This is a genomic window from Saccharothrix hoggarensis, from assembly GCF_042678885.1.
Classification (GTDB): domain Bacteria; phylum Actinomycetota; class Actinomycetes; order Mycobacteriales; family Pseudonocardiaceae; genus Actinosynnema; species Actinosynnema hoggarensis.
Map to the genome: position 1 here is coordinate 1 of NZ_JBHTLK010000082.1, position 20,819 is coordinate 20,819.

The following is a 20,819-nucleotide window of genomic DNA, read 5'->3' on the forward strand; positions in this document are numbered from 1 at the left end:
GCCGAAGCGGGCCTCGACCTGGTTCGGCGGCACGCCCGTGCCGCCGGCGTCGGCGGAACCGCCGCGGCACCGTGCCGCGGACACCCACGCGCGCGGGGAGGCGACCGTGAACGACGGCCCGGCGGAACTGCCGAAGCGGCAGCCGCGCACCAACCTGGTGGCCGAACGGCCGAGTGCACCCGATGCGGTAGCACCCGTACGGAGGGATCCGCAGGCGACACGCGGGTTTCTCGCCAGTTACCAGACCGGGATCCGGCAAGGTGTGCGTGGGTCCGGGGAAAACCGAGCGGGGCAGGAGAACGGATGAGCACGCAGAAGTCGCGACAGGTCGACCAGTTCGGCTGGCTGGTGAGCAACTTCGCCGATCGCGTGCCCGGGGTGGCCCACGCGGTGGTGATCTCGGTCGACGGCCTGCTGCTGACGGCGTCGAACGGGTTGCCCGACGACCGGGCCGACCAGCTCGCCGCGATCGCGGCGGGCGTGGCGAGCCTGACCGAGTCGGCGGCCCGCTGCTTCGACGGCGGCGGCGTGCTGCGCTCGGTGGTCGAGATGCAGTACGGGATCATGCTGCTGATGTCGATCCGGGACGGCTCGTGCCTGGCCGTCCTCGCCGCGCCGGACGCCGACGTCGGCCAGGTCGCGTACGAGATGACCGTGGTCGTCGACCAGGTCGGTCAGCTCCTGACGCCCGAGCTGCGCGCCCAGCTCCACGGCGCGAAGCGGATGATGGCCCGCCCTTCTGCGTGAGGTGGTCATGGACCGGAACGACGAGCCGGGGGCGTCGGACGAGACGTTCGCCGCTCTGCTCAACGGGTTCAGCCTCGACTCCTCCCGCCGTCGCAAGCAGGAGAAGCCGAAGCGGCAGCCCGAGGACCAGCCCTCCAACACCGGCGACACGAAACCGCACCGGCCGGTGTTCGACGACGATGACGACGACTTCGAGTACCCGCGCGAGGAGGCGGCGTCGATCGTCCGCGCCTACTCGTGGACCGGCGGTCGCACCACGTCGTCGTACCAGCTGGAGATCGAGACGCTCGTGTCGGCGGTGGAGTGGGACTTCCCCGGCGCCATGAAGTCCGAGTACCACGAGGTGATCTCGCTGGTCGGCCGGCCGCGGTCGGTCGCGGAGGTCGCGGCGCTGCTGCGGCTGCCGCTGGGCGTGGCCAAGGTGCTGCTCGGCGACATGGCCGAACGCGGCCTGATCGACGTGCACCGGACCGCGTCCTCCGAGGGCGCCGCGCCGGACCTGGGCCTCATGGAGCGCGTCCTGGCCGGTTTGCGCCGCCTCTGACCCGCGGCGCGCCGTCACGCACCCTTTGCGTGAAGATCAGTACCCGACCTACTATGGCTTCAGTGTCGACCGAAGAGTCGGCGGGAGCGGTCAGGGGGTCGCATGAGCGTCGGACGGGAAACCCGGCTGTCGGCGTGGATCGAACGGTTCGCGGCGCACTTCGCCGAGGAGGGCATCCCGCTGATCGGCGGCCGCATCCTCGGCTACCTGCTGGTGTGCCAGCCGACCGAGCGCACCGCGGCCGAGCTGTCGCAGGAGCTGGAGGCCAGCAGCGGCTCCATCAGCACCAACCTGAAGTTCCTGGTCAACGCCGGCCTGGTGACGAAGCGGACCCGGCGCGGGCGGCAGGCGGCGCAGTACCGGATCGACGAGAAGCGGTGGGTCGACCTGATCCAGCGCAAGCTCGACGCCCTGGTGAGCGTGCGGGAGCTGACCGAGTCGGGGATGCGGCTGATGAGCGGTGACCCGGAACGCGCCATGCGGCTGCGGACCGTGGACGACCTCTACAGCTGGCTGGCGACGGAACTGCCCGCCGTCTGGGACCGCAGGCCCTCGTCGTCGCGCTGAAGTTCGACGGCCCGGGGCTCGTCACCACGGGTCTCGTCGGGCCGGGCGTCGTCGGGCCGGACGTCGTCGGGTCGGGCGTTGGCCGACCGCGGCCGTTCGCGGGTCGACACCCACAGCGCGGCCGTGGCGACGACCACGGCGCCCGCGCCCAGCACGTGCAGCGAGACCAGCACCTCCGGCACGCCGGTCCAGTACTGGACCATGCCGAGCGCGCCCTGGGAGAGGACCACGGCCACGAGCGCGTAGTACGGCCGGAGGGGGACGGCGTGGCCGCGCAGCGCGAAGCCGAGCGCGACGAGCATGCCGAGGAACAGGAACAGCAGGTCGGCGTGCACCTGGGACAAGGTGTCCACGGGCAGGTCGAGGCGCGGGGTGGCGGAGTCGCCCGCGTGCGGGCCGGCGGCCGTGACGAACGTGCCGGCCAGCAGCAGCAGCCCGAGCGTCGCCGCCTGCACGACCTGCAGCGTCATCAGCGCCCTCGGCACGCGCGGCCGGGCGGGCTCGTCGCCCTCGCCGAGCGCGGCGACCAGCAGCACGGCGAACCACACCAGCGCCATCGACACCAGGAAGTGGACGCTGACCGTCCACCACAGCAGCCCGGTCAGCACGGTGATCCCGCCGATCACGGCCTGCAGCGCGACGCCGCCGAACTGCACGAGGGCGAGCACGAGGACCCGCTTGCGGCGCGGCCGGTGGTACCAGGCGGCGAGCACGCACAGGCCGGCGATGACGCCGACGACGCCGGTCAGGGTGCGGTTGCCGAACTCGACCCACTGGTGCAGCGACGCCACCTCGGGGTGCTCGACCGGGACGAGGCTGCCTTCGAAGCACTGGGGCCAGGTCGGGCAGCCGAGGCCCGACCCGGTCACCCGCACGATCGACCCGGTCACCGCGATGCCGCCTTGGGCGATCACGACGGCGATGGCGAACGTGCGCTGGAACGTGCTCAGGAAGGTGGTGAGCCAGGTGGGGGCGGACACGGACCGATGGTAGGTACCACCACCTGAGAACCGCCGGTCGGGGGTGTCAGGTGAGCTTCGTCGTCCGCGTGGCCAGCGCGCCGGCCGCCACACCCCACACCACGAGCACGGCGACGTGCCACGGACCGGGCGCGGCGCCGTCGACCACGGCCTGGTGCAGCCCTTGCGCCAGCGCCGCCGACGGCAGCGCGTCCACGACGGCGGCCAGCCACGGCGGCAGGGCGTCCACGCCGAGCGCGACGCCGCCGATGAGCAGCAGCGCGAACCACACGATGTTCGCCAGGGCGAGCACGACCTCGGCCCGCAGCGCGCCGCCCAGCAGCACGCCGAGCGCGCCGAACGACAGGGTGCCGAGCACGATCAGCACGACCGCCCACAGCGCGCCGGTCGCGGACGGTGGCTGCCAGCCCATCAGCAGGGCGGTGACCGCGATGATCACGACCTGGACGGCGACGACGGCCAGCGCCGCCACGACGCGCCCGGCGACCAGCAGCCAGCGGGGCAGCGAGGTCGCGGCGAGCCGCTTCAGCACCCCGTAACGGCGGTCGAAGCCCAGCGCAATCGCTTGCCCGGTGAACGCGGACGAGATGACGGCGAGCGCGAGGATGCGCGCGGTGGCCGAGCCGACCCGCGGTTCCGGCACCGGGATGACGTCCATGAGGCTCATCGCGACCAGCAGCGCCACCGGGATGAGCACGGTGAGCAGGATCTGCTCGCCGTTGCGGAGCGTGAGCACGGTCTCGGTGCGGGCCTGCGCGAGCAGCATCCGGCCGAGCTTCCCGCGACCGGGCGCGGGCGTGAACGTGCCGGGGGTGAAACGGGGTTCCGTCACGAGCGCAGCTCCCTGCCGGTCAGCTCCAGGAACACGTCCTCCAGGCTGCGCCTGGCCACGGTCAGCTCGTCGGCCAGCACGCCCTGCTGGGCGCACCAGGACGTGACGGTGGAGAGGACCTGCGGGTCGATGTGGCCCTGCACGAGGTAGGTGCCCCGGGTCGCCTCGCGCACCACGAGCCCTTCGGGCAGGGCGTCGCGCAGCAACGTCAGGTCGAGGCCGGGACGGGCGCGGAAGCGGAGCTGCCGGTCGTCGGCGCGGTGCGCGGTCAGCTCGGCCGTGCTGCCCTGCGCGACGACGCGGCCCGCGTCCACGATGACGACGTGGTCGGCGAGCGCTTCGGCCTCGTCCATGAGGTGGGTGGTGAGCAGGACGCTGACGCCGTCCGCGCGCAGCGCCGACACGAGCTCCCACACCAGGCGGCGGGCCTGCGGGTCCATGCCGGCGGTCGGCTCGTCGAGGAACACCAGCTCCGGCCGCCCGACCAGGGCGCACGCGAGCGACAGGCGTTGCTGCTGCCCGCCGGAGAGCCGCTTGTACGGGGTGCGCAGCGAGGACGACAGGCCCAGCACGTCGAGCAGCCAGGCGGGGTCGAGGGGGTTGGCGGCGCAGGCGGCGACGAGGCGCAACATCTCGTCCGCGCGCACGCCGGGGTAGCCGCCGCCGCCCTGCGGCATCACGCCGATCCGGGGGCGCAGCCGGTCGCCGTCGCGGCGGGGGTCGAGCCCGAGGACGCGGACCTCGCCGCCGTCGGCGTTCCGGAATCCCTCGCACACCTCGACGGTCGTCGTTTTCCCGGCGCCGTTCGGGCCGAGGAGCGCGAGGACCGTGCCGGTTTCCAGGGTGAGGTCGAGTCCGTTCACCGCGACGGTCGAGCCGTAGCGCTTGACCAGCCCCGACACTTCCACGGCAGGGTGCTGGGGGTGCGGGCTCACGACCGGGAAGCGTAGGGCGTGCCCGCCCCCGCCCCGGTGGTGGGGTCAGCCCCACCAGGGTCCTCCGGGTGCCTTCAGGGTCGTCTCGGGGGTGTTCCGGATATCTGCGGACCACTTTCCCGGCCAGGATATTCCTCATGATCGGGATGGCCGGGAAAAAGAGGGCGGCGGTGTTGCCGCTGGCTGTTGCGGGCCTTGTCCTGTCGCTGTTCCCGGTTGTTTACCTGCACGTGGCGTCGGTCGGCGAGCTTAGTCCGATCACGCACACCATCAGCGACTACATCTTCGTCGACAACGGCAGCGGGCTGCTCGCCGTCACCGCGCTGTCCCTGGCCGCCGCCTCGGTGGGCCTGCTCGCCGCGCTGGTCCGGTCGGGTCTGCCCAGGCGGGGGCCGGTCGCGGTGCTGATGGGGCTGTGGTCGGCGGGGCTGGCGGTGGCCGCGGTGTTCCCCACGGACCCCACCGGCGCGCCGACGTCGTTCTCCGGCGCGGTGCACCGGTACGCGGGCGCGGTGATGTTCGCGAGCCTTCCGCTGGCGGGCTGGCTGATTTCCCGGACGTTCATTTCCAGTACCGCGGTGCGCCGTTTCTCGGTGGCCGCCGGGATCACTTCGGTGGCATTCATGCTGAGCCACGCCTCGGTCGTGTACCCCGGCAGCGGCGCGGTGGTTCTGGGCCTTTTCGAACGGGTGCTGTTCGCCCTCCTGTACGGCCTGCTGTTCGCCCTGGCGGCCGCCGTCCTCCGCCGCGGGGTGTCCTCATGACGTGGTTCGCCGTCCTGCTCGCGGTGCTCGGCGCCGTGTTCTTCGCCTTCGCCGCCCGGCTCCAGCACCAGGCCGTGCGGGCGGGCGACGGCCCGCCGCGGGTCGCGGAGCTGCTGCGCCGGCCGCGGTGGCTGCTGGGCCTGCTGCTGCCCGGCCTCGGCGCCGGGGTGCACGCGGCGGCGCTGGGTATGGCGCCGTTGAGCGTGGTGCAGCCGGTCGGGGTGGTCGCCATCGGCATCACCGCCGTGCTCGACGGTCGCCGGCGTGAGCTGCCCGCGGTCGCGTGGACCACGTTCGGCGTGGGCGCCTTCGTGCTCCTGGCCGCGGGCAGCGCCACGTCCACGACGGTCGCGCCGGAGGCGGAGCTGACGGCCGCCCTGCTGGCGGTCGGCCTGATCGCCGTGCCCGCCCTGGTCGGCGTGCTGTCGACGCGGCCCGCGGTGCGCGCCCTCGGGTTCGGCACGGCGGGCGGTGTCGCCTACGGCTTCGTCTCGGTGCTCATGCGGTCGGTGTCCCAGGACGTCCAGCGGGGTGCCCTGGCGTGGTCGACCGCGCTCTCGGCGGCGGGCATCGTCGCCGCCCTCCTCGTCGGCGGCTGGTTCATCCAGCACGCCTACGCCGGCGGACCGCCGCACGTCGCGGTCGCCTGCCTCACCGTGGTGGACCCGCTCGTCGCCGTCGGCATCGGCGCGGGGCTCCTCGGCGAGGCGACCCGGACCAGCGGCGCGATCGCCCTGGCCGAACTCGCCTGCGCCGCGATCGCCGTCGGCGGCGTCGTCGCGCTGGCCCGCACGCGAAACCCCACCGCAGTTCCCACCAGATCGGAGACGACAGTGACCAACGGACGCGCCATGCGGATCGTGATCGCCGCGGAGACGTTCCCCCCGGACGTCAACGGCGCGGCCCGCTTCGCCCACCGCCTCGCCACCGGCCTCGCCGGCCGCGACCACGACGTGCACGTGATCTGCGTCGCCCCGGACGGGCAGGCGCGCACCGAGCGCGTCGACGGCATCACCGTGCACCGGCTGCGCTCGCACCGCACGCCGTTCCACCGCACGTTCCACATCGGCCTGCCGTGGCAGGTGCGCCGGGACGTCGAGGTGCTGCTGGACGACCTGCGGCCGGACCTGGTCCACGTCCAGGCGCACTTCGTGGTGGGCCGGTACGTGCTGCGGCGGGCGGCGGCGCTGGGCGTCCCGACGGTGGCGACGAACCACTTCATGCCGGAGAACCTGTTCGGCCACGCCCACGTGCCCGCGTGGCTGCGGGGCATGGCGTCGCGGTGGGCGTGGCGCGACCTGGGCCGCGTGTTCGGCCTGGCCGACGTGGTCACCGCGCCGACGCCGCGCGCCGTGCGGTTGTTGCACGACAACGGTTTCCCCGAGCGGGCCGTGCCCGTGTCGTGCGGCATCGACATCGACCGGTACCGGCTGCGCCGGCCCGAGCGGCACACCGACGCGCCGACCGTGCTGTTCGTGGGCAGGCTGGACGAGGAGAAGCGGGTGGACGAGCTGCTGCGCGCGCTGGCGCTCGTGCCGCGGCTGCACGCGGAGATCGTCGGCGACGGCTCGTGCCGCGCGGAGTGGGAGCTGCTGGCCCGCGACCTGGGCATCGCCGACCGGGTGCGGTTCCGCGGGTTCGTGAGCGAGGACGAGCTGCTGGACGCGTACGCCCGCGCCGACGTGTTCTGCATGCCGGGCATCGCGGAACTCCAGAGCCTGGCCACGATGGAGGCGATGGCCGCGGGCAAGCCGGTGGTCGTCGCCGACGCGATGGCGCTGCCGCACCTGTGCCGGCCCGGCCGCAACGGCTGGCTGTTCACGCCGGGCGACGTGCGCGGGCTGGCGGACCGGCTGCACGCCGTCACCGCCGACCCGGCCGTCACCGCCCGGATGGGCGCGGCGAGCAGCGAGCTGATCGCCGCGCACGCCATCGACACCACGCTGGACACGTTCGAGTCGCTGTACGCGCGGGCGCTGGGCCTGCCCGTGGTCCGCATGGCCCCCGCGCTGGCGGCCTGACCCCTCCGACCCCCGCCCGGCCGGCTCGCACTGGGGGAGCCGGCCGGGCGGTGCCATGATCGGGTGGTGCCGGTTCCCCGTGCGGTCGCCGTGGTCGTGGACGGCTCGCGCGCGCTGGTGGTCAAGCGCTTCCTCCGCCGCGAGTCCGCCGAGGCGTGCGTGACGTGCGCCGCCGGCCACTCCGGGCCGACGTGCCCGGGCCACCACTACGCGGTCCTGCCCGGCGGGCACGTCGAGGAGGGCGAGACGGCGGAAGCCGCGGCGCTGCGCGAGCCGGCCGAGGAGACGACGCTCGGCGCGAGGATCGACCGGCTCCTGTGGACCGGCCGGCACAACGGCCGGCCGGCGTCGTACTTCCTGGTGGCCGACGTCACCGGCGTGCCGGTCCTGTCCGGCGAGGAGGCCGGGGCGCACGGCCCGGACAACCGCTTCGAGCTGGTGTGGGCGTCCGCCGACGAGTTCGACCGGCTGGGCCTGCACCCCGCCGACGTCCGCGAGCCGCTGGCCCGGCTGCTCGCGGGAGGGTGAGGGCCCGACCGGCCGTCAGTCGACGTCGTGGCCCGTGGCGGACCGGCGGGCGACGCGCCGCGCGACGCGGAGGCCGGTGGAGCTGAGCCGGGGCCGGCCGGCGTCGTCCAGCTCGGTGAGGAACTTGAACAGCATCCCGTGCCCCTCCAACCGCTTCAGCAGCGCCTCCGCCACGTCACCGCGCTCGAAGTCCACGATGGACATCTGCTCGACGAGGGACCTGGCGATGGTCCGCCGGGCCCGCAGCGGCACCCACCACGTCGTCACCAGCAGCAGCACCAGCCCGAACGCCAGCGCCGTGCCCAGCACCGCCTCCCAGCCGGTGAACCGCAGCCCGAACACCTGCACCGCGGCGGCGACGACCAGCAGCACCGACCCGTACACGGCGGCCCACCCGGCGGTCGCGGACGCGGGCGGCTCGGCGGCCTCGGTGTCCCACGCGTCGTCCACCCGCCGCCACCGGCGCAGCGAGCTGCCCAGCAGGTACGACGTGACCGCGCCGAACACGATCGCGACGACCGTGCCGACCACCACCAGCGCCGGGTCCAGGTCGTACAGCCGGTACCGCACCACGGCCCACACGCCCGCCACGATCGCCGCCGCCACCAGCACCCGCAGCAGCAGCCGCGGCCGGAGCCGGATCTTGCCCAGCACGGCGAGCGGCGTGCCCACCGGCGCGGGCAGGCTGCCGATGATCAGCAGGCCCACCACGACCAGCAGCACCCCGCCGACCGCCACCATCCCCGTCACGGCCTGGTCGCCGGTCCGGCCGGACGCCATCGCGTCCCGCGTCCGGTCGATCGCGACGGTCACCAGCGGGATCACGGGCGACAGCAGCACCAGCCCGTGCAGCAGCGTCCCGGACCGCAGGGCGGCGTAGCCGAACGCGGCCAGCAGCGTGCCGCCGCCGAACGCCGCCGACGGGCCGACCGCCCACGGCGGCAGCAGGTCGAACAGCGCCAGCACCAGCAGCGCGCCGCCCAGAGCGAACCCGAGCAGCCCGAGGAACTGCGCCAACCGGCCGCCCCTGGTCAGCCCGGTGATCGTCCAGTACGGCAGCAGCGCCGCCCCGCGCAACGTCCTGGTCAGCGGTTTCGCCGTGCCGAGCCCGGAGTTGTCGCTGTCGGCCACGGTGATCGCCACCGCCGCCGCCGTCGCGGCCGTGCGGATCACCTGATCGCTGCTCGCCTCCTGCACCAGCGGCTCGCGCCCGATGCCCGCCCGGTCGAACGCGCTCAACGCCCGCACGCCCACCTCGACCCGTTCCGCGTCGGTCCGCACGGGCAGCCGGGCCAGCAGCGCGGACTGCTCCTCCAGGAACAGCTCGCCGCGCGACCGCCGGTCCGCGCCCTCGTGCCGGTCGGCCAGGATCGCGGCCCGCAGGGCGGGCAGCTCCTCGCAGATGATCCGCACGTGCAGCGCCCACGCGGCCAGCTCCGCCAGCGCCGCGCACGTCGGCGGGTGGTCGGCATCCGGGTCGGCGTACACCTTCCCCAGCTCGGCCTTGGCCCGCGCCGCGCACGGCTTCAGCTCGTCCGGCAGCCCGTCGCCGAACAGCTCCGCCACCAGCTCGTCCACCTTGCGCGAGGCGCGTTCGACGGGGTCGCCGCCGCCCCCGGCCAGCCGGTCGACGCGCAGCAGCCGCTTCGGGTCGAACACCACCTTGCACAGCATCGTCGCGCCGTCGAGCCGGCCCCAGATCCAGTCGTTGACCCGCCAGGACCGCTTCAGGAACCCGGAGAACCGGTTCAGCGACGCGCCGCCCGCCTTGTCCTCCGCGGTGAGGCTGTGCTCGGCGAACGCGTTGCGCGTCTGGAGGCTGATCTGCACCAGCTCCACGGCCTGGTCGAGGCCGCCGCCGGTGTCGTCGGCCAGGCACGTGGTGGCGACCTCCAGCGCCAGCACCCGCGACAGCCACAGCTCGCCCGCGACCAGCCCGGCCTCGGCCTCCGCGTCGGTGCGCGGCTCGGTGAGCAGCCGGTGCCACGACCGCAGCACGCCCGCCCGCAGCTCGTCGTCGCCGAGCTGGTCGAGGATGTCGTGCGCGTCGCCGAGGACGCCCGCGATCCGGTCCACCTGCTCCCGCACGCGCTGCCCGACGCCGTCCGGCTCGTCCAGCATCTTCACGGCGAACCGCCGGACCCGCCGCTCCCAGTACGCCTGGTCCAGCTCCTCCGGCCCGTCGGTGGTCCACTGCGCGTCCAGCTCGGTCCGGGCGGCCCGCAGCCTCGCCCGCACGTCGAACAGGTTCGTGCGGGCCAGGGCCAGCCGGTCGGCGTCCGGCATCACCCACACCAGGCGCTTGAGCAGGTCCATCGCGGCGGACGCGAGCCGTTCGGCCATCGTGATGCCCCACGGCCAGCCGTGCCCCGGCAGCGCGGCCGGCTGCGGCCTCGTCGGCACGTACGGCAGCCTGCCGTGCTCCGCGCGGTACTCCCGCTGCGCCGCCTCGGCCGCCGCCCGCACCCGCTCGAACGTCCAGCCCGCGGCGTTCGCGCCGGGCACCTCGAACTGGCGGGACGTGACGTCGCGCGCGGCGTGCCGGATGCGCACGTCCTCGTAGTGGTCGTGCAGGGTCGCGGCCAGCGCGTACAGCTTCGCGGTGACCGAACCGCCCGCGGCCAGCCGGTCCAGCAGGGCGTTGCGCCCACCGCGCCGGGACGCGGCGCCCCGGTTGTGCTCCTCGATGCGCTCGACGTACGTGCGGCCGCTCTGGCTGGTCAGCGCCTGCAGGAGCTTCGCGCCGGTGGCGATGGTGCTGGGCAGCGCGCCGTCCACCGGGGCGACCGGTTCCACGACGGCCTCCGGCGCGTGCGGGAACACCAGCAGCATCACCCGCCGCACCGGCCCCTCGGCGGGCATCCGGTCGATGGCCTCCAACGCCTCCTTGGTGGGCGTGTTGACGAGCACCCCGCCGTCCACGGCGTAGCGGGACCGGTTGTCGGTGCCGTTGGCCCACGACGCGACGTCGGCCATGTTCGGCTTGTCGCCGTCGGGCGCGCCGGGCGCCACCGGGATGAACGACGGCTCGAACGCGAACGGGAACGACGCGGACGAGCGTGCGGCCAGCGCCATCCGGCCGACCAGCGTCGGCAGCTTGTCGGCGGTGAAGTCGTCCCGGCCGCCGGGGTCGCGGCGGAACGAGAAGCTGCCCTGGTGGGACGCCTGCACGAGGGTCTGGCCGAGGTCGTCGTGGGTGACCGTGGGGACGCCCGCGAGCAGGGTCGTGGTGATCCGCAGGTCGACGGGCCGGTCGTCGCGCGGCGTGGGCTCGAAGTCGGCGGTGAGCCGTTCCAGCGCCTCCCGCAGCCGGGGGAGGAAGAACTCGTCGCCCTTCAGCAGCGACACGGGCTGCCCGCGGAACGGCGTGCGCAGCAACTGCTCCATCCGACCCTGCTCGGCCCACAGGTCCCGCAGCCGTTCCAGCCTGGCGTTGGCGTTGACCTGCGACAACGCCAGCGCGGCGCCGTTGATGCCACCCGCCGACGTGCCCGTGATGACGTCGGCGCGGGCCGTGCTGCCGACCATCGCGAGCAAGTCGGCGTACGGGCCGTCGCCCCTGGTCAGGCGGTCGAGTTCGAGCACGACCCCGCCCATCCACACGGCGAGGCTCACACCCCCGTTGAGCACCACCGCGAACCGGATCTGCTCCTGCGGCACGTCGGTCATCGCGCACTCCCTCCCCGGATTGCGGCCCCGATCCTCCCAGTACCGGTGTCTCGTCCGCCCGGGGTCGCGGGTTACACCGCCCAGATGCGCACGACCGGCGGCGGACGGTAGGAGCCGGACCCCAGCCGCGACCGGAACTCGTCCACCTGCACCAGCACCTCGTCGTCGGTCCACCACCCGACGGCGGGCCCGCTCGCCGCCTCCAGCCGCCGCAGGCGGGGCCGGCGCTCCCGCAGCCCGGCGAGGTGGGCCGCCGCGTCGGCCGGCTCCGCCGCGGACAGCGGGCGCAGCCGGCGGGCGTGGTCGAGCAGGGCGTCGCACTCCAGGAAGTGGTCGACGGAGGGGAACACGGGCACCTCCACGTCCAGCACGCCGTAGGTCACCGTGCCGTCGGGGAGGAACGCGCCACCGGAGACGCCGTCGGGGGCGACGTCCACGATGCCGTGCCAGAACTCCACACGGCCGGTGTCGCCGTCGACCTCGAAGACCGGCTGGAACCGGATGTCGCCCAGCAGCGGGCTCCGGTACGCCAGCCCCGAGTACCGCGCCTGCGTCCACCGCAGCGCCGCCAGCGCCCCCTCGTCCACGTGCCCGAGCACGGCGGCCATCGCGGCACGGCACTCGTCGTCGTCGGGACCGGTGTCCACCGGGACGACCGAGGCGTGCCGCCGCAGGAACGCCCGCGCCCGCGCGCTCAGCGGGCCGGGCTCGTCGAGGACGTGCCGCGCGCTCACGCCGAGCCGGGCACCGGGTCGCGCCTGATCAGCGGGAACACCTGCTTGCGCGCGACGAACAGGCACACCGCGAACACGATCGCCGCGCCCGTCACGGCCTGCGGCACGATGTACGCCCGCCCGTCGAAGGCCGAACCGGTCGGCGGCAGGATCACCGCGATGACCGCGCTGGCCGTGGTCGCGAAGACCCGGAACCGGCGCGCCAGCACGGCCGTGGCCAGCGGCAACGCCGCCCACAGCACGTACCACGGCTGGAGCACGGGTCCGAGCACCAGCACGGCCCCCAGCCCGGCGCCCAGCCCGTTGACGGCCTTGATCCGACCCCGGAACGCCTTCCACAGCAGCGTCGCCACGATCACCACCGACACCGCCTGCGTGACCAGGCGCATCAGCACGATCATCGACTCGGTGTGGTTGCCGAGCCCGAGCAGCAGGCCGAGCCCGCCGCCCAGGAAGCCCATCGCGGTCGGCGGCGACATCCAGCTCTTGACCGTGCTGGCGACGTTCAGCGTCTCCACCCAGCCGAACCCGAGCCCCGTGCCGATGCACGTCCCGGTCATCACCACACCCGAGATGACCAGCAACAACAGCGCCGACCGGACCAGGTCGGAGAACCGGCCGCCCATCCGCCGCGCGATCATCACGCCCAGGAAGCCGAGCGCCAGGGCGGCCGGGATCTTCACCGCCGCCGCCATCGTGATCATGGTCGCGCCGAGCACGATCCACAGCAGCTCGTCCCGCGTCATCGGCGTGCCCGACACCGTGGGCATCCGCCGCAGCGCCAACTCCAGCCCCACCAGCATCAGGCCGATCGCCAGGCCCTCGTTGTGCACGCCCACGACCAGGTGGAACAGCACCAGCGGGTTCGCCGCGCCGAGCCACAGGGCGCTCACCGGCGGCACGCCGAACCGCCGGGCCAGCCGGGGGAGCGCCCACACGATCATCGCGAGCCCCAGCAGCACCAGCAGCCGGTGCAGGAAGACGCCCGGCAGCACGCTGTCGCCGGTCACCATCGAGATGACCCGCCCGGCGGCCAGGAACAGCGGCCCGTACGGCGCGGGCGTCTCGCGCCAGATGTTCGGCACGTTCTTCGTCAGCGGGTGCTCGACGCCCAGCGCGGTGGCCGGCCCCTGCTCGTACGGGTCCTGGCCGTTGGCCGCGATCTGCGACTGCGCCAGGTAGCTGTACACGTCCCGGCTGAACATGGGCAGCACGAACACCAGCGGCGTGATCCACATCAGCAGCGTGCGGTCGAGCTGGCTGCGCGACATCAGCCGCGGCCTGCCCGGCCGGGCGAACCGGCCCAGCCACAGCCACGCCGACACGATGAGGAAGATGCCGGTCCACGCCACGGCCATCGACGCGCTCGGCATCCGGGGGAACAGCCCGAGCAGCGGCGTGCCCGGCAGCGGGCTGAAGATCGGCGCGGCGCCCGACCCGAGGGAGCCGACGGCCAGCAGCAGCGCCCCGACCGTGCCCCAGCGGCGGATGACGTCGAGCTGTCGCCGCTCCGGGGCGTCGAGCGGCGCTGCCTCGCCGATCCCGTCCCGGTTCGCCATCACCATTCCGCCCGCCGTCACGTCCGAAGGGTAGCGACCGGCCCCGGCGCGTGAGTCGGGTCACCCGACGCGCGGCGATCTTTGCGACCGCCGACGAAATACGCAACACTGGTGTTGTGAAAAACGTCGGGAGCGAGTCGACCGTGGTGCCGTCCGGGCACGACGGGCGAACCCGGCACGCCGTCGCACGCCTGCTGCTGGAGCAGGGCCCCGTCACCGCGGCCTCGGTCGCGGAGCAGCTGGGCCTGAGCCCCACGGCGGTGCGCAGGCACATCGACGCGCTGGTGGCCGACGGTGAGGCGACCAGCAGGGAGGCGCCTCGCCAGGGGCAGCGCGGCCGGGGGCGCCCGGCCAAGCTCTTCCTGCTGACCGAGCAGGGGCGGGCCCGCTTCGGGCACGCCTACGACGACCTCGCCGTGGCCGCGCTGCGGTTCCTCGCCGAACAGGGCGGGGAGGAGGCGGTACGAACCTTCGCCGAACGGCGGGTGTCCGCATTCGTCGACCAGCACCGCGCGGCCATCGTGGCCCAGCCGGACGCCGCCGAGCGCGCCAAGGCGCTCGCCCTGGCGTTGACCAGGGAGGGCTACGCTGCCTCGGCGCGCCACGTGGGGGCGGGCGAGCAGCTCTGCCAGCACCTGTGCCCCGTGGCGCACGTCGCGGCCGAGTTCCCGCAGCTGTGCGAGACCGAGACGGCGGCGTTCGCCGACCTGCTCGGCACGCACGTCCAGCGCCTGGCCACCATCGCCCGCGGCGATGCCGTGTGCACGACGCACATCCCGAACACACCCCGGATCCCAGATGGAGGGGAGCCCGCATGACTGCCGCTGCCGAGCAGCGCACCACCACAGCCCCGCTCACCCAGGAAGAGACCCTGGCGAGCATCGGCAACTACGAGTTCGGCTGGTCCGACTCGGACGTGGCAGGCGCGAGCGCTCGCCGGGGCCTGAACGAGGACGTCGTTCGGGACATCTCGGCCAAGAAGAACGAGCCCGCGTGGATGCTCGAGTTCCGGTTGAAGGCGCTGCGGCTGTTCGACCGCAAGCCCATGCCGACGTGGGGCTCCGACCTGTCGGGCATCGACTTCGACAACATCAAGTACTTCGTCCGGTCGACCGAGAAGCAGGCGGCGACCTGGGACGACCTGCCCGACGAGATCAAGAACACGTACGACCGCCTCGGCATCCCGGAGGCGGAGAAGCAGCGCCTGGTCTCCGGCGTCGCGGCCCAGTACGAGTCCGAGGTCGTCTACCACAAGATCCGCGAGGACCTCGAGGAGCAGGGCGTCATCTTCCTCGACACGGACACCGCGCTGCGCGAGCACCCGGAGCTGTTCAAGGAGTACTTCGGCTCCGTCATCCCGTCGGGTGACAACAAGTTCTCCGCGCTGAACTCCGCGGTGTGGTCGGGCGGCTCGTTCATCTACGTGCCCAAGGGCGTCCACGTCGACATCCCGCTCCAGGCCTACTTCCGGATCAACACCGAGAACATGGGCCAGTTCGAGCGCACGCTGATCATCGTCGACGAGGGCGCGTACGTGCACTACGTCGAGGGCTGCACCGCGCCGATCTACTCGTCGGACTCGCTGCACTCCGCCGTCGTGGAGATCATCGTCAAGAAGGGTGGTCGCTGCCGCTACACGACCATCCAGAACTGGTCGAACAACGTCTACAACCTGGTCACCAAGCGCGCCAAGGCCGAAGAGGGCGCGACCATGGAGTGGATCGACGGCAACATCGGCTCCAAGGTGACCATGAAGTACCCGGCCGTGTTCCTGATGGGCGAGCACGCCAAGGGCGAGGTCCTCTCGATCGCGTTCGCGGGCGAGGGCCAGCACCAGGACGCCGGCGCGAAGATGGTCCACATGGCGCCGCACACGTCGTCCACGATCGTGTCGAAGTCGGTGGCGCGCGGCGGCGGCCGCACCTCGTACCGCGGCCTCGTGCAGGTCAACAAGCGGGCGCACCACTCGAAGTCCACGGTCAAGTGCGACGCGCTGCTGGTGGACAACATCAGCCGCTCGGACACCTACCCGTACGTCGACGTCCGCGAGGACGACGTGTCGATGGGCCACGAGGCCACGGTCTCGAAGGTGTCCGAGGACCAGCTGTTCTACCTCATGTCCCGCGGTCTCAACGAGGACGAGGCCATGGCGATGATCGTGCGCGGGTTCGTCGAGCCCATCGCGCGCGAGCTGCCCATGGAGTACGCGCTGGAGTTGAACCGCCTGATCGAGCTTCAGATGGAAGGGGCCGTCGGCTGACATGGCCGTCACCACCGAACAGCAGCAACACGGCCTGACGGCCCACTCGCACGGTGCGGGTGCCCCCGTGTCCTCGCGCGCGGACCACTTCACGTCCTTCGACGTGAACGCGTTCGAGGTGCCCGGCGGTCGCGAGGAGATCTGGCGCTTCACCCCCATGAAGCGCCTGGCGAACCTGCACAACGGCGCCGAGGCGACCGGCACGGCCGCCGTCGACGTCAAGGCGCCCGAGGGCGTCTCGGTCGAGACCGTCGCCCGCGGCGACGAGCGGCTCGGCGTCGCGGGCACCCCCGGTGACCGCGTCGCCGCCCAGGCGTGGACGTCGTTCGCCGAGGCCACCGTCGTCACCCTGCCGAAGGACGCGAAGGTCGAGCCGACCGTCGTCACGGTCACCGGCCCCGGCGAGGGCAAGGTCGCCTACGGCCACCTGCACGTCGAGGCTCAGCAGTTCAGCGAGGCCGTCGTGGTCGTCGACCACCGCGGCTCCGGCGCCTACGCCGACAACGTGGAGTTCGTCGTCGGCGACGGCGCGCACCTCACCGTCGTGGCCATCCAGGACTGGGCCGACGACGCCGTGCACGTGTCGTCGCACCACGCCAAGCTGGGCCGCGACGCCACGTTCAAGCACACCGTCATCACCCTGGGCGGCGACCTGGTCCGGCTCACCCCCGTGGTCACGTACAGCGGCCGCGGCGGCGACGCGGAACTGCTCGGCCTCTACTTCGCGGACGCGGGCCAGCACCTGGAGCACCGCACCTTCATCGACCACTCGGCGTCCAACTGCCGCAGCAACGTGGTCTACAAGGGCGCGCTGCAGGGCGAGGACGCGCACACCGTGTGGATCGGCGACGTGCTGATCCGCGCCGCCGCCGAGGGCACCGAGACGTTCGAGCTGAACCGGAACCTGGTGCTCACCGACGGCGCGCGCGCCGACTCGGTGCCGAACCTGGAGATCGAGACCGGCGAGATCGAGGGCGCGGGCCACGCCAGCGCCACCGGCCGGTTCGACGACGAGCAGCTGTTCTACCTCCAGGCCCGGGGCATCCCCGAGGACCAGGCGCGGAGGCTGGTCGTGCGCGGGTTCTTCCACGAGATCCTGCTCAAGATCACCGTGCCGGAGGTGCGCGAGCGCCTGGAAGCCGCCATCGAGGCGGAACTCGAAGCGGTGGGCGTGTGACCAGGGTGTGCTCGCTGACCGACCTCGACGACCGCAAGCCCGCGGCGTTCGAGGTCGGCGACGAGCGCACCCCGGTCGTGCTCGTCCGCGACGGCGACACCGTGCACGCCCTGCGCGACGTCTGCTCGCACGCCGAGGTCGCGCTCAGCGAGGGCGAGGTGACGCGCAACGGCGTGGAGTGCTGGCTGCACGGGTCGTGCTTCGACCTGCGCACCGGCCGCCCGTCCTCGCCGCCCGCCACCGAGCCGGTCGACGTGTTCGCCGTCGAACTCCGCGGTGACGACGTCCACGTGGACGTCACCACCACCACGAACTGACTTCCGCTCGCAACACCAGGAGAACGAAGCACCAATGGCCACTCTGGAGATCAAGGACCTGCACGTCTCGGTCAACACCGACGAGGGCTCCAAGGAGATCCTCAAGGGCGTCGACCTGACGATCAACGCAGGCGAGACCCACGCCATCATGGGCCCGAACGGCTCCGGCAAGTCGACGCTGTCGTACGCCATCGCCGGCCACCCCAAGTACGAGATCACCTCCGGCAGCGTGCTGCTGGACGGCGAGGACGTGCTGGAGATGACCGTGGACGAGCGCGCCCGCGCGGGCCTCTTCCTCGCCATGCAGTACCCGGTCGAGGTGCCCGGCGTCTCGATGTCGAACTTCCTCCGCACCGCCGCCACCGCCGTGCGCGGCGAGGCACCGAAGCTGCGGCACTGGGTCAAGGAGGTCAAGGAGGCGATGTCCGAGCTGGACATCGACCCGGCCTTCGCCGAGCGCTCCGTCAACGAGGGCTTCTCCGGCGGCGAGAAGAAGCGCCACGAGATCCTGCAGCTGGGCCTGCTCAAGCCGAAGGTCGCGATCCTCGACGAGACCGACTCCGGTCTGGACGTCGACGCCCTGCGCGTCGTCTCCGAGGGCGTGAACCGGTACAAGCAGTCCGGCGACGTCGGCGTCATGCTGATCACGCACTACACCCGCATCCTCAAGTACATCTCGCCCGACTTCGTGCACGTGTTCGCCAACGGCCGCATCGCCGAGTCCGGCGGCCCGGAGCTGGCCGACAAGCTCGAGGCCGAGGGTTACGTGAAGTACATCGGCAAGCAGGAAGCCGCCAAGGTCGGCTGACGTTGCACCTGTCGTGGGCAACGTGAACTCGTATCGAGAGGAGGCGTCGGGGCAGTGACCACCACCGCTACTCCACTGGACGTCGTAGGCGTCCGCGCGGACTTCCCGATCCTGGGCCGCACCGTGCGGGAAGGCAAGCGGCTGGTCTACCTGGACTCCGGCGCCACCTCGCAACGCCCGAGGCAGGTCCTCGACGCCGAGCGCGCCTTCCTGGAGACCGCCAACGCCGCGGTCCACCGCGGGGCGCACCAGCTGGCCGAGGAGGCCACCGACGCCTACGAGGGCGCGCGGCAGAAGATCGCCGACCTCGTGGGCGTGGACTACGGCGAGATCGTGTTCACCAAGAACGCGACCGAGGGCGTGAACCTCGTCGCGTACGCGATGGGCAACGCGGCCACCGCCGGTCCCGAGGCCGAGCGGTTCCGCCTCGGCCCCGGCGACGAGATCGTCGTGACCGAGATGGAGCACCACGCGAACCTGGTGCCCTGGCAGCAGCTGGCCGCCCGCACGGGCGCCACGCTGCGCTGGTTCGGCGTCACCGACGAGGGCCGGCTCGACCTGTCGGAGATCGACTCGTTGATCACCCCGGCCACCAAGGTCGTGGCGTTCACCCACCAGTCGAACGTGCTGGGCACGGTCAACCCGGTGCGCGTGCTCGCGGACGCGGCCCGCGCGGTGGGCGCGCTGACCGTGCTGGACGCCTGCCAGTCCGTGCCGCACGGCCCGGTCGACTTCAAGGCGCTAGGCGTGGACTTCGCGGTGTTCAGCGGCCACAAGATGCTCGGCCCGTCCGGCATCGGCGTCCTCTACGGCCGCCGCGAGCTGCTGGAGACCCTGCCGCCGTTCCTCACCGGCGGATCGATGATCGAGATGGTCCAGATGGCGAAGTCGACCTTCGCCCCGCCGCCCGCGAGGTTCGAGGCAGGCGTGCCGATGACGTCGCAGGCCGTGGCCCTCGGCGCGGCGGTGGACTACCTCAACGCCATCGGCATGGACCGCATCGCCGCGCACGAGCACGTGCTCACCGAGGCGGCGCTGCGCGGTCTCGCCGAGATCCCCGGCGTGCGGGTCGTCGGCCCGCTGGACACCGTCGACCGCGGCGGCGCGGTGTCGTTCGTCATCGACGGCATCCACGCCCACGACGCGGGCCAGGTGCTCGACAGCCTCGGCGTCGCGGTGCGCGTCGGCCACCACTGCGCGTGGCCGCTGCACCGGCGGATGGACGCCGCCGCCACCGTGCGGGCCAGCTTCTACCTGTACAACACGCTGGACGAGGTGACCGCCCTGGTCGACGCCGTCCGCGAGGCGCAGAAGTTCTTCGGCGTCCGATGATCTCCGGGTGGGCATGATGCAGTTGCAGCAGATGTACCAGGAGATCATCCTGGACCACTACAAGAACCCCCACGGCCGCGGTCTGCGCGACCCGTTCGACGCCGAGTCGCACCAGATCAACCCGACGTGCGGCGACGAGGTGACGCTCCGGGTGAAGCTCGACGGCGACACCGTGCGGGACGTCTCCTACGACGGCCAGGGCTGCTCGATCAGCCAGGCGTCCACGTCGGTGCTGACCGACCTGGTGGTGGGCCGGCCGCTCGGTGAGGCGTTCGAGAAGATGGACGCGTTCGTGGAGCTCATGCAGGGCCGCGGCCAGGTCGAGCCCGACGAGGACGTCCTGGAGGACGGCATCGCGTTCGCGGGCGTGGCGAAGTACCCGGCGCGCGTGAAGTGCGCGCTGCTGGGCTGGATGGCTTTCAAGGACGCGGTGGCACGCAGCGAGGGAGCAAAGGCATGACCGCCGAAGAAGACGTGGTGCGCGGCATCGAGGGCATGCCCGAGCCGCCCGCGCCGAAGGCCGACGTGGCCAACCTGGACGACGTCGAGGAGGCCATGCGCGACGTGGTCGACCCCGAGCTGGGCATCAACGTCGTCGACCTCGGCCTGGTGTACGACATCCGGGTCGACGAGGACAACGTCGCGCTCATCGACATGACCCTGACGTCCGCGGCGTGCCCGCTGACCGACGTCATCGAGGACCAGACGCGCTCGGCGCTGGTCGGCGGTGGCGGTGGCGGGATCGTCAACGACTTCCGCATCAACTGGGTCTGGATGCCCCCGTGGGGTCCGGAGAAGATCACCGACGACGGCCGCGAGCAGCTCCGCGCCCTGGGCTTCACCGTCTGACAGCTCCACGTCCCGGCCGTCGCACCGCCGGACCGCCCGACACCGGGCAACTCCGAACGCGAAGCAGGGGTCCCCGCCAAGGGGACCCCTGCTTTGATCTTACCGGCGGGGTACGACAATTCCGGGCCGTCACACCGCAGCCGTCACACCGCAGCCGTCACACCGCAGCCGTCACACCGCAGCCGTCACACCGCAG

General features: G+C 72.7%; 20 protein-coding genes. 14 read left to right on the forward strand and 6 right to left on the reverse strand.

Translation table 11 applies throughout. The features are described from left to right. Positions 1-303: 303 nt before the first annotated feature. The 3 genes from ACFQ3T_RS17335 to ACFQ3T_RS17345 all read left to right on the forward strand — a co-directional run bounded on the left by ACFQ3T_RS17335 (position 304) and on the right by ACFQ3T_RS17345 (position 1,858). Positions 304-747: a roadblock/LC7 domain-containing protein gene (locus ACFQ3T_RS17335; RefSeq protein WP_380724311.1), complete on the forward strand. Its 444-nt coding sequence runs from the start codon at positions 304-306 to the stop codon at positions 745-747. Between the two features lie 7 nt (positions 748-754). Beyond that, a complete protein-coding gene (locus ACFQ3T_RS17340; RefSeq protein WP_380724312.1) occupies positions 755-1,291 on the forward strand; it encodes a DUF742 domain-containing protein in 537 nt (178 codons plus the stop codon). A 102-nt stretch (positions 1,292-1,393) separates the two neighbouring features. Continuing rightward, positions 1,394-1,858, forward strand: coding sequence for a GbsR/MarR family transcriptional regulator (locus ACFQ3T_RS17345; RefSeq protein WP_380724313.1), 465 nt, complete (start codon positions 1,394-1,396; stop codon positions 1,856-1,858). On the opposite strand, the gene ACFQ3T_RS17350 is transcribed toward ACFQ3T_RS17345, so the two are convergent. The 3 genes from ACFQ3T_RS17350 to ACFQ3T_RS17360 all read right to left on the reverse strand — a co-directional run bounded on the left by ACFQ3T_RS17350 (position 1,795) and on the right by ACFQ3T_RS17360 (position 4,605). Beyond that, positions 1,795-2,838, reverse strand: a complete 1,044-nt coding sequence (locus ACFQ3T_RS17350; protein ID WP_380724314.1) for a COX15/CtaA family protein — start codon at positions 2,836-2,838, stop codon at positions 1,795-1,797. The two genes, ACFQ3T_RS17345 and ACFQ3T_RS17350, sit on opposite strands and share 64 nt — an antisense overlap. A 46-nt stretch (positions 2,839-2,884) precedes the next feature. Next, the gene (locus ACFQ3T_RS17355) at positions 2,885-3,604 is read right to left on the reverse strand and encodes an ABC transporter permease (RefSeq protein WP_380724333.1); all 720 of its coding nucleotides are present in this window, start codon (positions 3,602-3,604) and stop codon (positions 2,885-2,887) included. Positions 3,605-3,666: 62 nt separating this feature from the next. Then, positions 3,667-4,605, reverse strand: a complete 939-nt coding sequence (locus ACFQ3T_RS17360) for an ABC transporter ATP-binding protein (RefSeq protein WP_380724315.1) — start codon at positions 4,603-4,605, stop codon at positions 3,667-3,669. A 137-nt stretch (positions 4,606-4,742) separates the two neighbouring features. Between ACFQ3T_RS17360 and ACFQ3T_RS17365 the strand changes: the two genes are divergently transcribed. The 3 genes from ACFQ3T_RS17365 to ACFQ3T_RS17375 all read left to right on the forward strand — a co-directional run bounded on the left by ACFQ3T_RS17365 (position 4,743) and on the right by ACFQ3T_RS17375 (position 7,918). Further along, complete coding sequence (locus ACFQ3T_RS17365; protein WP_380724316.1) at positions 4,743-5,369, forward strand: DUF998 domain-containing protein; 627 nt, start codon at positions 4,743-4,745, stop codon at positions 5,367-5,369. Continuing rightward, on the forward strand, positions 5,366-7,390 hold the full coding sequence (locus ACFQ3T_RS17370) for a glycosyltransferase (protein WP_380724317.1): 2,025 nt from the start codon (positions 5,366-5,368) through the stop codon (positions 7,388-7,390). Before ACFQ3T_RS17365 ends, ACFQ3T_RS17370 begins: the two co-directional genes overlap by 4 nt. A 66-nt stretch (positions 7,391-7,456) precedes the next feature. Continuing rightward, a complete protein-coding gene (locus ACFQ3T_RS17375) occupies positions 7,457-7,918 on the forward strand; it encodes an NUDIX domain-containing protein (protein ID WP_380724318.1) in 462 nt (153 codons plus the stop codon). 15 nt (positions 7,919-7,933) lie between these two features. On the opposite strand, the gene ACFQ3T_RS17380 is transcribed toward ACFQ3T_RS17375, so the two are convergent. The 3 genes from ACFQ3T_RS17380 to mptB form a co-directional block, all read right to left on the reverse strand. Then, positions 7,934-11,587 carry a patatin-like protein gene (locus tag ACFQ3T_RS17380; RefSeq protein WP_380724319.1) on the reverse strand — a complete coding sequence of 1,218 codons (3,654 nt, stop codon included), beginning with the start codon at positions 11,585-11,587 and terminating at the stop codon, positions 7,934-7,936. A 71-nt stretch (positions 11,588-11,658) separates the two neighbouring features. Further along, the gene (locus ACFQ3T_RS17385) at positions 11,659-12,321 is read right to left on the reverse strand and encodes a hypothetical protein (protein WP_380724320.1); all 663 of its coding nucleotides are present in this window, start codon (positions 12,319-12,321) and stop codon (positions 11,659-11,661) included. Continuing rightward, a complete protein-coding gene (mptB, locus tag ACFQ3T_RS17390) occupies positions 12,318-13,886 on the reverse strand; it encodes a polyprenol phosphomannose-dependent alpha 1,6 mannosyltransferase MptB (protein ID WP_380724334.1) in 1,569 nt (522 codons plus the stop codon). Before mptB ends, ACFQ3T_RS17385 begins: the two co-directional genes overlap by 4 nt. Before the next feature lie 110 nt (positions 13,887-13,996). Here mptB and ACFQ3T_RS17395 point away from each other — a divergent pair, with 110 nt between their 5' ends. The 8 genes from ACFQ3T_RS17395 to ACFQ3T_RS17430 are packed head-to-tail and all read left to right on the forward strand — an operon-like array spanning position 13,997 to position 20,623. Then, positions 13,997-14,698, forward strand: a complete 702-nt coding sequence (locus ACFQ3T_RS17395) for a helix-turn-helix transcriptional regulator (RefSeq protein ID WP_380724321.1) — start codon at positions 13,997-13,999, stop codon at positions 14,696-14,698. Then, on the forward strand, positions 14,695-16,140 hold the full coding sequence (gene sufB, locus ACFQ3T_RS17400) for a Fe-S cluster assembly protein SufB (RefSeq protein ID WP_380724322.1): 1,446 nt from the start codon (positions 14,695-14,697) through the stop codon (positions 16,138-16,140). The genes ACFQ3T_RS17395 and sufB overlap by 4 nt, the downstream gene beginning before the upstream one ends. 1 nt (position 16,141) lies before the next feature. Continuing rightward, entirely contained in the window at positions 16,142-17,317 is a 1,176-nt protein-coding gene (gene sufD, locus ACFQ3T_RS17405) for a Fe-S cluster assembly protein SufD (RefSeq protein WP_380724323.1), read from the forward strand. After that, positions 17,314-17,634, forward strand: a complete 321-nt coding sequence (locus ACFQ3T_RS17410) for a non-heme iron oxygenase ferredoxin subunit (protein WP_380724324.1) — start codon at positions 17,314-17,316, stop codon at positions 17,632-17,634. The genes sufD and ACFQ3T_RS17410 overlap by 4 nt, the downstream gene beginning before the upstream one ends. Before the next feature lie 34 nt (positions 17,635-17,668). Next, positions 17,669-18,442 (forward strand): Fe-S cluster assembly ATPase SufC, encoded by a 774-nt coding sequence (gene sufC / locus ACFQ3T_RS17415; protein WP_380724325.1) that lies wholly within the window; start codon positions 17,669-17,671, stop codon positions 18,440-18,442. 54 nt (positions 18,443-18,496) lie between these two features. After that, the gene (locus ACFQ3T_RS17420) at positions 18,497-19,774 is read left to right on the forward strand and encodes a cysteine desulfurase (protein ID WP_380724326.1); all 1,278 of its coding nucleotides are present in this window, start codon (positions 18,497-18,499) and stop codon (positions 19,772-19,774) included. 16 nt (positions 19,775-19,790) lie between these two features. After that, positions 19,791-20,234, forward strand: coding sequence for a Fe-S cluster assembly sulfur transfer protein SufU (gene sufU, locus ACFQ3T_RS17425; protein ID WP_380724335.1), 444 nt, complete (start codon positions 19,791-19,793; stop codon positions 20,232-20,234). Then, positions 20,231-20,623 (forward strand): metal-sulfur cluster assembly factor, encoded by a 393-nt coding sequence (locus ACFQ3T_RS17430; RefSeq protein WP_380724327.1) that lies wholly within the window; start codon positions 20,231-20,233, stop codon positions 20,621-20,623. The genes sufU and ACFQ3T_RS17430 overlap by 4 nt, the downstream gene beginning before the upstream one ends. The last annotated feature ends 196 nt before the right edge of the window (positions 20,624-20,819 follow it).